At 72.4% G+C, this 14609-nt stretch carries 12 protein-coding genes; 7 read left to right on the forward strand and 5 right to left on the reverse strand.

Going from position 1 to position 14609, the window contains the following annotated elements:
- Positions 1-147: 147 nt before the first annotated feature.
- Positions 148-1296 carry an acyltransferase family protein gene (locus ACZ4Z1_RS37695; RefSeq protein ID WP_468491190.1) on the reverse strand — a complete coding sequence of 383 codons (1149 nt, stop codon included), beginning with the start codon at positions 1294-1296 and terminating at the stop codon, positions 148-150.
- A gap of 541 nt (positions 1297-1837) precedes the next feature.
- Here ACZ4Z1_RS37695 and ACZ4Z1_RS37700 point away from each other — a divergent pair.
- Positions 1838-2776, forward strand: a complete 939-nt coding sequence (locus ACZ4Z1_RS37700) for a S1 family peptidase (protein WP_468491191.1) — start codon at positions 1838-1840, stop codon at positions 2774-2776.
- A 47-nt stretch (positions 2777-2823) separates the two neighbouring features.
- On the opposite strand, the gene ACZ4Z1_RS37705 is transcribed toward ACZ4Z1_RS37700, so the two are convergent.
- Both ACZ4Z1_RS37705 and ACZ4Z1_RS37710 read right to left on the reverse strand, forming a co-directional pair.
- Positions 2824-4650 (reverse strand): asparagine synthase-related protein, encoded by a 1827-nt coding sequence (locus tag ACZ4Z1_RS37705; RefSeq protein ID WP_468491192.1) that lies wholly within the window; start codon positions 4648-4650, stop codon positions 2824-2826.
- A complete protein-coding gene (locus ACZ4Z1_RS37710) occupies positions 4647-4796 on the reverse strand; it encodes a hypothetical protein (RefSeq protein WP_468491193.1) in 150 nt (49 codons plus the stop codon). Before ACZ4Z1_RS37710 ends, ACZ4Z1_RS37705 begins: the two co-directional genes overlap by 4 nt.
- A 207-nt stretch (positions 4797-5003) precedes the next feature.
- On the opposite strand from ACZ4Z1_RS37710, the gene ACZ4Z1_RS37715 reads away from it, so the two are divergent.
- Entirely contained in the window at positions 5004-5342 is a 339-nt protein-coding gene (locus tag ACZ4Z1_RS37715) for a hypothetical protein (RefSeq protein ID WP_468491194.1), read from the forward strand.
- Between the two features lie 14 nt (positions 5343-5356).
- Here ACZ4Z1_RS37715 and ACZ4Z1_RS37720 read toward each other — a convergent pair whose 3' ends face one another.
- A complete protein-coding gene (locus tag ACZ4Z1_RS37720; protein WP_468491195.1) occupies positions 5357-6166 on the reverse strand; it encodes a DeoR/GlpR family DNA-binding transcription regulator in 810 nt (269 codons plus the stop codon).
- Between the two features lie 31 nt (positions 6167-6197).
- Positions 6198-7250 (reverse strand): NAD(P)-dependent alcohol dehydrogenase, encoded by a 1053-nt coding sequence (locus tag ACZ4Z1_RS37725; protein ID WP_468491196.1) that lies wholly within the window; start codon positions 7248-7250, stop codon positions 6198-6200.
- A gap of 519 nt (positions 7251-7769) precedes the next feature.
- Here ACZ4Z1_RS37725 and ACZ4Z1_RS37730 point away from each other — a divergent pair.
- From ACZ4Z1_RS37730 to ACZ4Z1_RS37750, 5 genes are read left to right on the forward strand one after another with little or no spacing between them, the layout of a single operon-like run.
- Positions 7770-10130 (forward strand): SpoIIE family protein phosphatase, encoded by a 2361-nt coding sequence (locus ACZ4Z1_RS37730; RefSeq protein WP_468491197.1) that lies wholly within the window; start codon positions 7770-7772, stop codon positions 10128-10130.
- A 50-nt stretch (positions 10131-10180) separates the two neighbouring features.
- On the forward strand, positions 10181-11020 hold the full coding sequence (locus ACZ4Z1_RS37735; protein WP_468491198.1) for an SIS domain-containing protein: 840 nt from the start codon (positions 10181-10183) through the stop codon (positions 11018-11020).
- Positions 11013-11723 (forward strand): D-sedoheptulose-7-phosphate isomerase, encoded by a 711-nt coding sequence (locus ACZ4Z1_RS37740; RefSeq protein WP_468491199.1) that lies wholly within the window; start codon positions 11013-11015, stop codon positions 11721-11723. Before ACZ4Z1_RS37735 ends, ACZ4Z1_RS37740 begins: the two co-directional genes overlap by 8 nt.
- On the forward strand, positions 11720-12832 hold the full coding sequence (locus tag ACZ4Z1_RS37745; RefSeq protein WP_468491200.1) for an NADH-quinone oxidoreductase subunit B family protein: 1113 nt from the start codon (positions 11720-11722) through the stop codon (positions 12830-12832). Before ACZ4Z1_RS37740 ends, ACZ4Z1_RS37745 begins: the two co-directional genes overlap by 4 nt.
- On the forward strand, positions 12825-14606 hold the full coding sequence (locus ACZ4Z1_RS37750; protein WP_468491201.1) for a nickel-dependent hydrogenase large subunit: 1782 nt from the start codon (positions 12825-12827) through the stop codon (positions 14604-14606). Before ACZ4Z1_RS37745 ends, ACZ4Z1_RS37750 begins: the two co-directional genes overlap by 8 nt.
- Positions 14607-14609: the final 3 nt, after the last annotated feature.

Raw genomic sequence — 14609 nt, forward strand, 5'->3', positions numbered from 1 at the left:
GCCGGCACCCACTTCAACGAGCGGCCGGAGAAAGCGAAACGGTGCGGGAGAAAGGGGCAGGGGAGGCGGCGCGGGAGGGAGTGTGGAAGGGCGCACGGGGCGGATGGGGCGGGAGTTTTCCGCGGGTCGCGCCGGACGCCCCGATCGTCAGTGCAGCAATTCCGGGTCCGGTTTTCGTTCTTCTCGCACAATTTCCCTGCGTTTCCCCACCGGTACGTCGGAGGAACCGGCCACTTTCCCCCGCGAGTGGAATCGCATTTCCTCCACGCTTTTCTGCATGGACACCCGGAGTTTCCTGCCCAGCGGCCGTTCCACATAGCGGTGCACCAGCCAGGAAAGGGCCAGCATGAGAATGACGATCCCCGGCAGCAGGAGAAGAGCGGGCACACGGTCACGCAGCAGGTCGATCAGGGTGAAACCGACGTACATGTGGAGCAGGTAGAGCGGATAGGTGAGCGATCCGGCCGTGGACAGCCAGCGCCACTGGAGTCTGTCGAACCAGCCGAGCGCGATGGCGGCCATCAGCGCGAAAGCCGCCAGGACGGCCAGTCGTACCGGCCACCCCTGCGCCATGTCCGCCTTCGCGCCGAGATTCATCACCAGCCGGCCGCGCAGATAGTGCTGGGCCAGCAGGAAGGAGACCGCCACGATCGCCCACAGCAGGACGGTGGGCCGGAACCGGTGCATGAGGTAGAAGGCGATGCCCGCGATGAAGTACGGCGAGTACGGCGCGATCGCCCACACCGAGAGCAGGTCGCTGTTGGACTTCAGTGCCACCACCCCGGCCACGGTCCACAGGCCGCAGAAGAGCACACACCGGCGGTACGTGACCCCGCGGAAGACCACGACCGCGAACAGCAGGTAGAACTTCAGCTCGATGAACAGCGTCCAGTAGGCGTCGTCCACGTCGGGCACGCCGAGCCCCTGCTGGAGCATGGTGAGGTTGGTCAGCACCGTTTCCCAGTTGTCCGCGCTGCGGACGTTGGGCCACACCGTCAGGACCGCCGCCGTCAGCAGCACGGCGACCCAGTAGGCCGGATAGAGGCGGGAGACGCGGGATGTCACGAAATCACCGAGGGAACGGCCCCACGCGCTCATGCAGATGACGAACCCGCTGATCAGAAAGAAGACCTCGACGCCCAGCCAGCCGTACTCCGACAGGTGGTAGACGACCGGGGAGAAAGCCTGCGGATCGTCGCCCCAGCCGTCGCGCAGGGTGATGTAGTGATACGCCAGGACCATCAGGGCGGCCAGCAGCCGCAGCCCGTCGAGGACACGCAGTCTGGGCCTCCGCACCTCTCCCTGCGGGCCGGGAGGGTGTTGGGGCGCGGCGTAAAGCATCCGGGTCCTTAACGACGGTGCGGCGGCAATCTGTCCGAGTTTTACGGTAAACAGCGGAAAATGCGCGAACGGATCGCGGAGTTTAGCGTACGACACCTCACCTGCCCCATGTCCACAACGCCCGCGAACTTCTCGAAGTTGACTGCGGTGCAGGTCAACGCGGTATGGCCGGACGGCACGGTGCGCATTTGTGAGAAACACATGAGAAATCGGGACGGCAGCCAACCGGACGGACACGAAAGGTGTCGCGCCCGGGCAGCGGGCGGGGAGGAACGGCAGCACCCCGGCAGCGCGCACCCCGGCGCACAGCCGCCCACTCCCGCGAGCGCGCCCCCGCGAGCGCGCCCTTGTACCCGGCAGCCCCGCACCTCCCCACTGGACCCGAACAACTTTCCGCCGGTTACGGCGAAGTTGTTGCCACCAGCCCCGGTTGCCCCAACAATGCGCACGTCAAAGCCGAAGGAACTTCGGCCACAGCTTCTGAGAGGACCCCCACATGAAAAGCCCTCTCGTCGGTGCCCTGGCCACGGCCGTCCTGGGTACCGCGGCCCTCGTGGGCAGCGCCGGAACCGCCGGTGCCGCCACACCCTCGGACGCCGCCGGGCACACGGCGACGCCCTCGCTCCAGCGCACGACGGACACCACGCTCACCGGAGCCGATGCGGCGGCTCCCCAGACTCTCCAGGCTCCCCGGACACCCCGGGCGGTGTCCTTCGCCGGCACGGTGGCGCTCAGCAACTGCTCCGGATCGATCGTGCGGATGCCCACCTCGACCGACAACGATCCCGCTCTGGTCATGTCCAACGGGCACTGCCTGGAAGGCGGGATGCCCGGTGCGGGCGAGGTCGTCGTCGACCGGCCCTCCAGCCGCAGTTTCACGGTGCTCAGCGCCTCGGCCGGCAACCTCGGCACCGTACGCGCCACCAAGGTCGTCTACGGCACGATGACCGACACCGATGTCTCGCTCTACGAACTCTCCTCCACCTATGCCCAGATCAAGCAGCGCTACGGCATCAAGGCGCTGGACATGGCCACCACGCACCCCGTCAAGGGTGCCGCGATCAGCGTGGTCTCCGGATACTGGAAGAAGACCTACAACTGCAACGTGGACGGTTTCGCCTACCGGCTGAAGGAGGGCGACTGGACCTGGAAGGACTCGGTCCGCTACACCGCCCCGTGCAAGGTCATCGGCGGCACCTCCGGGTCACCGGTGATCGACGTGGCCTCCGGCAAGGTGGCGGCCGTCAACAACACGATCAATGAGAGCGGCCAGCGCTGCACGATGAACAACCCGTGCGAGGTGGACGCCAACGGCCAGGTGAGCGTACGCCGGGGCATCGGCTACGCGCAGGAGACGTACGAGATACCCAAGTGCTTCGGCACCGGCAACAAGCTCGACCTGGGGCGCCCGGGCTGCGTCCTGCCCAAGCCGTAACCCTTGGCCTTCCCGCCGGCGGGCACCGCGCGTGCCCGCCGGTGCGGTCACCCTCCGGGCGGCCTGATCGCGGAACGCAGCCACACCTCGCAGGCCAGGGTGGTGTCGAGGGCGCGTATCACGTCCGGCGGCAGGTGCGGCCGGGCCAGGTTGGCCGCGAGGGCCGCGGTGTCCAGGAGCCCGGCGCGGGCCAGGCGCGACTCGTTGAACAGCTCCGCGAGGGCGGCCCGGTTGCGGCGCAGGGCGAAGTAGAAGTCGGCGGTGTACTCGCCTTTGGTGGACCGCGCCGGCAGGTCGTCGGGGACGACGCCCCGCATGGCGGTGGCGAGCACCGGCTTGCAGCGGTCGGAGGTGCCGCGGTCGGCGACCCGTACGGACAGCGCGGCCTCGATCACGCTGTCGTCCAGGAAGGGCGCGGCGTACGGCAGTCCCAGCCCGGACGCGGCCTGGTCGACCTGCCGGAACGCGCGGCCGCACCTGCGCACACCGGTCAGCGCGGCATGCTGGCCCCGCTGCGCCGCGAGCGCCTCGGGGGCTTCGGCGGCCGCTTCGCGCAGGACGGAACGGGCCGCGCGGGCCGCTGCCGGCGTGGCCCACGGCGGCATGGGGCTGAACGTCCCCCAGGCCGTGCCGGACGTGAGGTGCGCGGGGGGAGGGTTCGCCGGGTCCGGGGTGAGGTGGTCGGCCCACGCGGCAAGCCACCGGCTGAAGGTGCCGCGGTCCGCCGGCCCGCGCAGCAGTGGCCACAGCGGCCGGGGCCAGACCGCGCACTGCCTGTGTACGCGGCCGGGTACGGCCCTCGGGTGGCTGCGCAGGACGCCGTGGCGGTACGGAGGGGGCGCGGCGAACAGCTCGTCCCCGCCGCCGCCTGACAGGTGCAGCGCCGACCCGCGTGCGGTCATCAGCCCGGCGAGCGTGGCGAGTTTGGCGCTGTCCCGTACCCAGACGCCCGGCTCGTCCCCGGCCGGGCCCAGGCTGGTCATGCCGCTGAACCACAGGGGTGCGCCGGCGAGGTCGGGCAGGACGTGCTCGGCGCCGGGGAGCCGGGCGGCCGCCCGTGCGGCCCAGGCGGAGTCGTCGTTCGCCGGGTCCGCGCTCTCCCAGCGGAAGGTGACGAGGCGGGCCGGGCCGCGGGCGGCGAGGAAGCACAGGCTCGTGGAGTCCATCCCGCCGGAGAGGTCCGAGCTGACGGTCTCGCGGCCGGCGGTGCAGGAGCCGACCGCGGCGGTCAGCGCCTGCCGTACCGCGTCCGCGCCCTCTGGCAGCGGGAGTTCGGGGCTCGGCGGGGTCCACCACCGCCGGGCGGTGGCTCGGCCGTCCGCCTCCAGGAGCAGACCGTGTCCGTCGGGTACGGCGTGGACGCCACGCCACAGGCAGTCGCGGTCGGCGAGCGGATACGGAGGGGGTGTCGCCAGCAGGCGGAGCGCCAACTGCCGTGCGTCGACGGGGACGCCGAGCGCCGACGCCAGGATGTCGGCGCGGCTCGCCGCCACCGTCACACCAGCGATCCGGGCGTGGAAGACCCGGCGTACGGCCGAGGCGCTGCCGCGTACCCGGACCCGGCCGCCCGCGGAGACCGCCGCGTGGAAGCTGCCCACCAGCCCGGCGAGCGCGTTCTCGGCGCCGGTGACGTCCCGGGCCCGGCGCAGCCGGTCCGTGAGCGCGCCGGCGGTGACCGGGCACCGCCCGATCACCGCCATCCGCGCTCCCCCCACCGTGGCGGTCACCACCTGACCGGCGGGCCAGCTGCCCACCAGCCACGGGCGGCCGGAGTGGTGGGATACCACCTCGGTCGCGCCGGACCGCAGCGCGCCCGCCGCGGCCGGTCCGCCCTCGCCGTCGGGCAGGACCGCGAACCACACGTCGTCCCTCAAGTCCGGTCGGCCGCCGACGGGAGCTGCGCGTACCAGGGGCCACAGCCGCCCTCGGAGAACGAGCCGGTGTGCGAGCCCGGCGTCGGTTCCGCGAAGCCGCCGATCTCCTCCGCCACGGGTGGCTCGTAGACGGTGTCCGCTTCCACGGCGATCCCCTCTCCGCGCGGCGCCGCGGCTCCCCGACCGCTTCGGTACCGCCGGGCCCCGCGCGCCCAAGGACTGCCCACCCCGGTACCGCCGTACGCCGGACGGCCGCCGCCTTCACCTGGCGGAGTGATGCGGCCGTGAGCCCGTGCGAAGCACCGCGGCCGGGCCTACGGGCGAGGCGGTCGGCGGTGTGGCACCGTCGGACCATGAACGCGGCATCCGACATCCGGTCCCAGGCCACCACCCTCGCCCGCGACCTCGGCGGGCCGTGGCAGCCGGACGACGCCGACCGCAATCTGGCCCTGGCCCTGGTCCTCGCACGGGACGACAACGACGGCCGGCTCACAGCTCCCGTCATCACCCACATCCTGCTGAGCGCCTCCTGGGGCCTGAAGCCCATCGGCGCCATGTACCAGCTGATGGCCTGTACCGCCGACGTCCTCGACGACCCCGGTCAGCGGGACTCCGACACCGGCCGGGAGGCCCTGAGCGAGGTCAACCGCCTTCTCGACACGGTGGCCGCCCTGCCTCCGGACGGCGTCTGACCGAGGCGCCCGGCTCATTGCGCGCCGGGCTCGACGACCTCGACGGCGGCGCCGGTGGCGCGCAGGGCCGTGAGTTCCGCGGCGGGGGTGGCGGTGTCGGTGACGACGGTCCCGTAGAGCGCGGCGGTGCCGTACCGGTACGTGGCCCGCTTGCCGAACTTGGAGTGGTCCACGGCCAGTACGGCCTCGTCGGCGGCGGCCAGCATGGCCTCCTTGACCTCGGCGTACTCCCGCAGCGGGTGGTACAGCCGCCCGTCGAGGACGGCGGTGGCGGACATCAGCGCCAGGTCGGCGTGGAGCCGGGACAGGCCACGGGTGACCTCCGGGCCGGTGCAGGAGTTGAACTCGCTCCGGTAACGGCCGCCGAGCAGGGTGACGTCCACGCCGGGCGCGGCGCCCAGGCGCTGCGCCAGGCCGACGGAGTTGGTGACCACGGTGAGCCGCGCGGCCCTGTCCTGCCGGGCCAGCATCCCGGCCAGCGGGTAGAGGGTGGTGGAGTCGTCCATCAGCAGGGTGCTGCCCGGTGCGATCCGGGCGGCCACCGCGGCGCACAGCGCCGTCTTGGCCGCCAGCCCGGCGCTCTCCCGGAAGCGGGTGGCGGTCTCCATGGTCAGCGCGGGGAAGGCGACGGCCCGCCCCCGCTCCTTGCGGAGCAGGTGGCGGCCGGCGAGGTCGTCGAGGTCGCGGTGCATCGTCATCAGGCTGACGCCGAAGCGGTCGGCGAGCGCGTCGATGCGCAGGGCGCCGTGGTCGGCGACGTACCGCAGGACGGCCTGCCGCCGCTGTTCGACGGCGGCCTGCGAGAGCCGTGCCTTGGCGGGCATCCGGCGTTCCTTCCCTCGGCGTCCGCGGCGGTCAGCTGGGCAGCGGACGGACCACGGGCTTGATCGTCGTACGGTCACGGGCGGCCGCGGTGAGCGCCTGCTCCGCCTCCGCCAGGCCGTACCGGTGGGTGACCAGCCGGTCGAGCCGTACGTCGCCCGAGGCGGCCAGGGCGATGGCGGCGGGCCAGGTGTTGGCGTACCGGAAGGTGCCGGTGACCTCGATCTCGAAGTTTTGCACATGGGCCAGCGGCAGCGGCACGGTGTCTCCGCCCATTCCCACCAGCACCGCCCGGCCGGCGCGCCCGACGGCCCGGATCCCCTCGTCGGCGACGGCCGGGACGCCGGAGCACTCCAGGAGCACGTCGGGGACGTACCCGGTGTCACCGAGGCGGGCGGTACGGACGTCGATGCTGCCTGTTGCGCCCAACTCCCTTGCCAGTGCGAGGCGTTCGGGTGCGATGTCGGTGACGACGACCTCGGTGGCACCGAAGGCGCGGGCCGTCTGGACGGCGATCAGCCCGATCGGCCCGGCGCCGGTGACCAGCACCCGCGAGCCGGTGCCGATCCGCCCCTTGCGCGCCGCCCACACACCGACGGACAGCGGTTCCAGCAGGGCCGCGGTCTCGGCGTTCAGCGGGTCCGGGACGGGGTGGGCGAAGTGCTCGTCGATGGCGACGTACTCGCACAGGGCGCCGTCGACCGGCGGGGTCGCGTAGAAGGACACCTCGGGGCAGAGGTTGTAGCGGCCGTGGCGGCACTGCGTACAGGTGCCGCACGGGACGCCGGGCTCGAGGGAGACCAATTGCCCCGGCCGGTGGCGGGTGACGCCGGGGCCGAGGGCGACGACCGTACCGCCGGGCTCGTGGCCGAGCACCATCGGGGCGCGGACGACGAAGCCGCCGATCCGTCCGTGCTCGTAGTAGTGCACGTCGGAGCCGCAGATGCCGACGGCTTCGACGCGGACCAGCACCTGTCCTGGCCCGGGGACCGGGACGGGCCGCTCCTCGATCCGCAGGTCCTTCGGCGCGTGCAGGACGGCGGCGCGCATGGTCGCGGGCACGTGGGCGGGCAACGGAGCGGGCATGGGCGGGCGTCCCTCGGGAGTAGGCGGGCGCCATCGCGGGGATGACGGTGAACGGCTTTTTTAGCAGAAGACCTCAGCATTTTTAACACATATTGCGTGAAGTCGCTGGAGGCGGTGGCGCGGGTCGGGCATCGGCACACGGACTTCGCCCGCTTTCCGGCCTCCGGATGCCGCGCCCCGGTTACCCCCTGCCACACCCCGGCGGACCGGGCGATATCGATCAGTGGCCGCTCTTCTTCGTACGCTCGGGGGCAGCGCGACAAAGCCATTGGACATTTCCGGCCACTTCTCACGGTGATCGAGCGGGCACTGTTAGATATCAGCCGTCATGAGGCAGGCTCCCCCGACCGGTCGCGTGCGTGCACGCCATCCGTGCGCCGTCCGGAGAACCATGGGGCGGGCACAGGTGCCTTCGAAGAAGCGACGAGGTGCCATGGTCCGGTGCGACAGCGGCGTTGCCGGTTCCCGGCCGGAGGAGGACGGCCCCTGCGGGGGGCCGGGCCGTCGCCTGGGACCGCGATGAGTGCCGCGCGCGTCGAGGAACTGCTCGTCAAGCATCTCGGGTGCGACGAGGCACAGGCCCGCGCCTGTGCGAACAGGCTGCTGAGGGCTCCCGGAGCGGGCGCCGGAGAGCCGGTCCGCAGGGCGGACCGCGGCGGAGCCGTAAGCACCCAGGCCGTCGCCGAAGCCGGCCTTCCCGGAGCGGGGGCCCCGGCAGCGGCCGTCCCCGGCCCGTCGGCCCCCGCGCCGGGGAGCGCCGGTGCCTCCGGGAACGGCTCGGCGGCCTCCGCCCCGACCGTGTACGGCACCGGCAGCCTGACCGGCGACGGGAAGTACGCCGTACGGGCCCCCGGGACCGACGACCCTGCCGTAACGGTCCGGCACAGCCCCGGGCCGGCCGACGGCACCGTGGAACTGACCACCGCCCGCAGCCCGGTGGAGCTGGCGCAACGACTCTACGAACGGGCCGAACCCTCGGGCGCCACCGCGGTGCTGCTGGCCGTCCTCGACATGGAAGGCGTGCTCCGCATGAGCGGAGTCGCCGGTCCGGCAGCCCAGACGGTCAGCGACTGGTCGCAGGTGCCCCTGCAATGCATCCTCCCGCTGGCCCGCATGGCCGGGAAGGACCAGCAGCTGTGGCTCGACGACGAGGCCGGTGACCGGGTACTGACCTGGGTCTCGGCCAGGAGCGACGCACCGGGCGCACCCCGCCCGGCCGGGGGCGGGAAGCCCGGCACCGGCAGCGCCGTGGTCTGCGTGGTCAGCGTCATCTGGTCGGGGCCTCCGCCGCGTACCGCCGCGGCCCGGGACCGGCTGGAGGTGCTGACCCACTGCGCCGGGCAGCGGCTGCGCGGTCTGGCCGCCCTGGGGCTGCCGGAAGACGACGTACGGGCGGCCTGGCTGGGCGCGGTGCTGGACGCCATTCCCGTACCGGCGGCGCTGCTCTTCCCGGTACGCGGTGCGTTCGGCCGGGTGGTCGAGTTCACCATCGACCGCTGCAACGCGCACGCCACCGGCCTCCTGGGCCGTACCCCCGAGCAGATCACCGGCAGCCGGCTGCTCGACGCCTTCCCCGGCATGATCCTCGCGGGCCTCTTCGAGGCGTACGTGAAGGTCCTGGAGACCGGAGTCCCGCTGGACCGGGGCCCGTTCTCGTACGAGGAGCCGCTCCGGGGCGTCCTGCACCCGGCCGTGCTGAGCGTGCGTGCCCAGCGCGTGGGCGGCGGGCTGCTGGTGAGCTGGCAGTTCCACGACGAGCAGGCGCGGATGTCGGCCCGCATCGACGACGCCGAGCGCCTGGCCGACCTCGGCTGGGCGGAGTGGAATCTGGCCACCGGCGAGGCCACGTGGTCGCGGCGGATGTACGACATCTTCGGACTCGCCCCGGACAGCGGGCCGGTGTCGCTGAGCGCGCTGTCCGAGTACGTCGTCGAGGAGGACCTGCCCGCCGTCGCCCGGGCCGTGCAGTCGCTCTCCCACAACCACGGGCCGGTGTGGTTCGAGGTCCGTACGCGTGCTTCCGGCGGGCCGCGCCACGTGAGCGTCAACGCCGAACTGGTCCGCGACAGTCTCGGCAATCCGGTGGCGCTGCGCGGTGTCGTCCAGGACGTCTCCCGCGTCCGTCGGATCGAGGCGGCACTGGACGTGTCCCGGCGGGAGGCCGAACGCCGGCAGCTGCGGATGGCGGAGGAACTGCAACTGGCCCTGCTGCCCCGGGTCCACACCACCCTGCCGGGCCTGCGGGCGGCCATCCGCTACCAGCCAGCCGAGAACTGCGCCCGCGTGGGCGGTGACTGGTTCGAGGCCACGCCGCTGCCGGACGGGCGGGTGCTGATCGCCATCGGCGACGTGCTCGGGCACGGGCTCCAGGCCGCCGCCGGCATGGCCCAGTTGCGCAACGCGCTGCTCGGCATCGCGTACACCGGCGCCGACGCGGCCCGCATCCTCGCCTGCCTCAACCTCGTCGCCTTCCACGGCCACGACGAGTCGCTGACGGCGACCGCCGTCGTCGGCCACTTCGACCCGGGGCGGCGCACGCTGTCCTGGGCCCGCGCCGGCCACCCGTCGCCCGTCCTCGTACGCGGCGGCCGGGCCACCGAACTGGTCAACGACGGCGGGGCCACCCTCGGCGCCAGCCTCGACCCCGGTTACGTCTGCAAGACGCTCCCGCTGGCTCCGGGCGACCGCCTGGTCCTCTACACCGACGGCCTGGTCGAGCGCCGCGCCGACCGGGCCGGCGACCGCGAGGACCTGTTGCTGTCCACCGCCCGCCGAGGGGCCGCCGGCAGTCCCGAGGAGCACCTGCAGACCCTGCTGTCCGTCCTGCACACCAATCCGGAGGACGACACCTGCGTCATCGTCCTCCACGTAGGGAGTTGAGCGACGATGACCGTCAACCTGCTGTCCGGCGGCCCGCCGGGTGTGTGCCGATGAACGGCCCGGTCGTCGACGGGACGGCGGTACGTGAGGTCTTCGACCGCCGGGTCCCGGCCGCCCGCGGGCTCGCCGCGGCTGCCGGCCAGGTGGCCGCGGCCTGCCGGGACATGGCCGGGCGGTTCGCCGGCGGCGGCAAGCTGCTCGTGTTCGGCAACGGCGAGTCCGGTGTGGACGCCGGCCACATCGCCGTGGAGTTCCTGCACCCGGTCGTGGTGGGCAAGCGGGCGCTGCCGGCGCTGGCGCTCGGCAACGACGCGGCGACGCTCAGCGGCGTCGGTGCCCGGCAGGGCTTCGAGGAGGTCTTCGCCCACCAGCTGCGGGCGTTCGCCGGTGCCGGGGACATCGCGCTGGGCGTCTCGCCGGACGGCCGCTGCGCCAACGTACGCCGGGCGCTGGCCCAGGCGCGCGCGTCGGGGCTGCTCACCGTCGCCCTGTGCGGCGGTGACCGCGCGGACGCACCGCCGGCGGACCACGTCCTGGTGCTCGGCGGCACGGACCCGCTGGTCGCCAAGGAGGTGCACGTGACGGCGTACCACCTGGTGTGGGAGCTGACGCACGTCTTCCTCGACCGGCTAGGCCCGTGGTGCGAAGCGGCCCCTGATCCCGACGGCACGTGCGTGACCTGCTCCGACGAGGCGCGGCCGATGCGGGTGCGGCGGCTGCTGCCGGGCGGCCTGGCGCTGGCCCGCGAGGAGAGCCGCGATGCGGACGGCCGCGACGTGGAGATCAGTGTGGCGCTCGTCGAGGCCGCTCCCGGCGCCACCGTCCTCGTACATGCCGGGGAGGCCGTCGCCCTGGCGCGGCCGGCCGCGACGGGAGGCGCCGATGACTGACGTACCGGAAGGTGTCCGGGAGTTGTACCCGTTCCTGTACGAGACGGCGGCGCCCGCGGGCCGGGAGGCCGGTGACGGTCTGGCCGGTGAGGTGGCCCGGTCGACCCGGGACAAGGCCGCCGAGATCACCGCGCTGCGGCAGCGGGTCGCGGTGGAGTGCGGCGCGCGGATCGCCGCTTGCGCCGTGCGCATGGCGGAGTGCTTCGCGGGCGGCGGGCGGCTGTTCGCCTTCGGCAACGGCGGCAGCTCGACGGACGCGCAGGGCCTGGTCACCACGTTCCTGCATCCGCCCGCCGGGGTGCTGCCCGAGGCCGTGCCGCTGCCCGCACTGTCGCTGACCAGTGACTCGGCGGTGGTCACGGCGCTCTCCAACGACGTCGGTTTCGACGTGGTCTTCGCCCGGCAGCTTGCCGCGTTCGGGCGGCGCGGCGACATCGCGGTGGGCCTGTCGACCAGCGGCGGGTCCGCCAACGTCGTGCGGGCGCTGGAGGAGGCGGACCGGCGCGGCATGGTGACGGTGGCGCTCGCCGGCCACGACGGCGGCCGGCTGGCCCGGCTCGACGGGCTCGGCCACCTGTTCGTCATCCCCTCCGCCTCGGTCCACCGCATCCAGGAGGCGCAGACGACGGTGTACCACGCCCTGTGGGAGCTGACCCAGCGGGCGCTGCCGGCCGTCCGCGCGGAGCGGGGTGGGGTGCGATGACGGCCGACGACGGCCCGGGCAGCCGTGCCACGCCGCCCCCGGATCCCGCCGGGCGGGAGGGGGAACCGCTCATCCATCTGCTGTGGCTGAACGCCGGGCTCAGCTGTGACGGTGAGTCCGTCGCGCTCACGTCCGCCACCCAGCCGAGCATCGAGGAGATCCTGCTGGGCGGCCTGCCGGGGCTGCCGCGGCTCGCGATGCACTGGCCGATGCTCGACTACGCGTGCGGTCCGCAGGGCGGTGCCGACTCCTTCATCGAGTGGTTCCACCAGGGCGCCAGGGGCGAGCTGGACCCGTTCATCCTGGTGGTCGAGGGCTCGGTGCCGAACGAGGCGATCAAGGAGGAGGGGTACTGGAGCGGGTTCGGCAACGACCCGGAGACCGGCCAGCCGATCACCACCTCCGAGTGGCTGGACCGGCTCGCGCCACGGGCCGCCGTCGTCCTGGCGGCGGGCACCTGCGCGGCGTACGGCGGCATCCACGCGATGGCCGGCAACCCGACCGGCGCCATGGGCGTACCGGACTACCTGGGCCGCGGCTGGCGGTCGCGGACCGGGACGCCGATCGTGTGCGTACCGGGCTGTCCGGTGCAGCCCGACAACCTCTCCGAGACCCTCGTCCACCTGCTGTACCAGCTCACCGGCCAGGCTCCGGAGATCCCGCTCGACGACAACCTGCGGCCCACGTGGCTCTTCGGGCAGACCGTGCACGAGAGCTGCCACCGGGCCGGTTACTACGAACAGGGGGAGTTCGCGGCCGGCTTCGCCTCCGACCGGTGCCTGGTGAAGATCGGCTGCTGGGGTCCGGTGGTGAAGTGCAACGTGCCCCGGCGGGGCTGGATCAACGGCATCGGCGGCTGCCCCAACGTCGGCGGCATCTGCATCGCGTGCACCATGCCGGGCTTCCCGGACAAGTTCATGCCGTTCATGGACGAGCCGGCCGGCGTCAAGGCCGCCGAGCCGCCCGGCGGGCTGTACACGAGCCTGGTCCGCACACTGCGCGCGATCACCCTGCACAACGTCGAGAAGGAACCGGCGTGGCGCCGCAAGGGCGAAGCGCTGACCACCGGATACGAGCCTTCCTGGCGAGAGGGGAAACGGCATGGCTGAGGACACGGACGGCGAACTGGTCGAGATGGCGTGGGACCCGATCACCCGCATCGTCGGCAGTCTGGGCATCCACACGAAGATCGACTTCGGGCGCGGCCGGGTCGCCGAGTGCTACAGCACCTCGTCCATCTTCCGCGGCTACAGCATCTTCCTCCAGGGCAAGGACCCGCGCGACGCGCACTTCATCACCAGCCGGATCTGCGGCATCTGCGGGGACAACCACGCCACCTGCTCGGTGTACGCACAGAACATGGCCTACGGCGCGCGGCCGCCGGCGCTGGGCGAGTGGATCCTGAACCTGGGCGAGGCCGCGGAGTACATGTTCGACCACAACCTCTTCCAGGAGAACCTGGTCGGGGTGGACTACTGCGAGCGGATGGTCCGCGAGACCAACCCGGGCGTGTGGGAGCTGGCCGCGCGCACCGAAGCCCCGCACGCGGAGCAGCACGGCTACCGGACCATCGGCGCCGTCATGCGCTCGCTGAACCCGCTGGAGGGCGCGTTCTACCGGGAGGCGCTCCAGGTCAGCCGCTCCACCCGGGAGATGTTCTGCCTGATGGAGGGGCGGCACGTACACCCCTCCACGCTCTACCCGGGCGGTGTCGGGACGGTCGCCACGGTCCAGTTGTTCACCGACTACCTGACCCGGCTGATGCGCTACGTCGAGTTCATGAAGAAGGTCGTGCCGATGCACGACGACCTGTTCGACTTCATGTACCAGGCGCTGCCGGGGTACGAGGAGGTCGGCCGGCGCCGGGTGCTGCTCGGCTGCTGGGGCGGGTTCCAGGACCCGGAACACTGCGACTTCGACTACCGCACGATGGCCGACTGGGGGCGCAAGGCGTTCATCACGCCGGGCGTCATCGTCGACGGCAAGCTCGTCACCAGCGACCTGGTGGACATCAACCTCGGCATCCGCATCCTGCTGGGCAGTTCCTTCTACGACGACTGGCAGGACCGCGAACCGTTCGTCACGCAGGACCCGCTGGGCAACCCCGTCGACCAGCGGCACCCGTGGAACCAGCACACGATCCCGCGGCCGCAGAAGCGCGACTTCGACGACAAGTACAGCTGGGTGATGTCCCCTCGGTGGTTCGACGGCAGTGAGCACCTCGCGCTGGACACCGGCGGCGGGCCGCTCGCCCGGCTCTGGTCCACGGCGCTGTCCGGGCTGGTCGACACGGAGCACCTCAAGGCCACCGGGCACAGCGTGCTGATCAACCTGCCGCGTACCGCCACCAAACCGGAGACCACCTTCGAGTGGCGCATCCCCGTGCACAACGGCGAGCCGCTGAGCAACGCCATCGAGCGCAACCGCGCCCGTACGTACTTCCAGGCGTACGCGGCGGCCGCCGCCCTGCACTTCGCGCAGCGGGCGCTCGCGGAGGTGCGGGCCGGGCGCACCGACACCTGGGCGCCGTTCACCGTCCCCGACGACGCCGTGAGCTGCGGGTTCAGCGAGGCCGTACGCGGGGCCCTGTCCCATCACATGGTGATCAGGGGCGGGAAGATCGCCAACTATCACCCGTACCCGCCGACGCCCTGGAACGGCAGTGTCCGCGATGTGCACGGCACCCCGGGCCCCTTCGAGGACGCCGTCCAGCACACGCCGATCTTCGAGGAGAACCCGCCCGAGAAGTTCAAAGGCATCGACATCATGCGGGCCGTCCGCAGCTTCGACCCGTGCATGCCCTGCGGCGTGCACATGTTCCTGGGCGGCGGCCGGGTGCTGAAGAAGTCGCTGTCCCCCACCGTCCACGCCCAAGAGAGCTGACGC

The organism is Streptomyces sp. NPDC030165, from assembly GCF_055573595.1.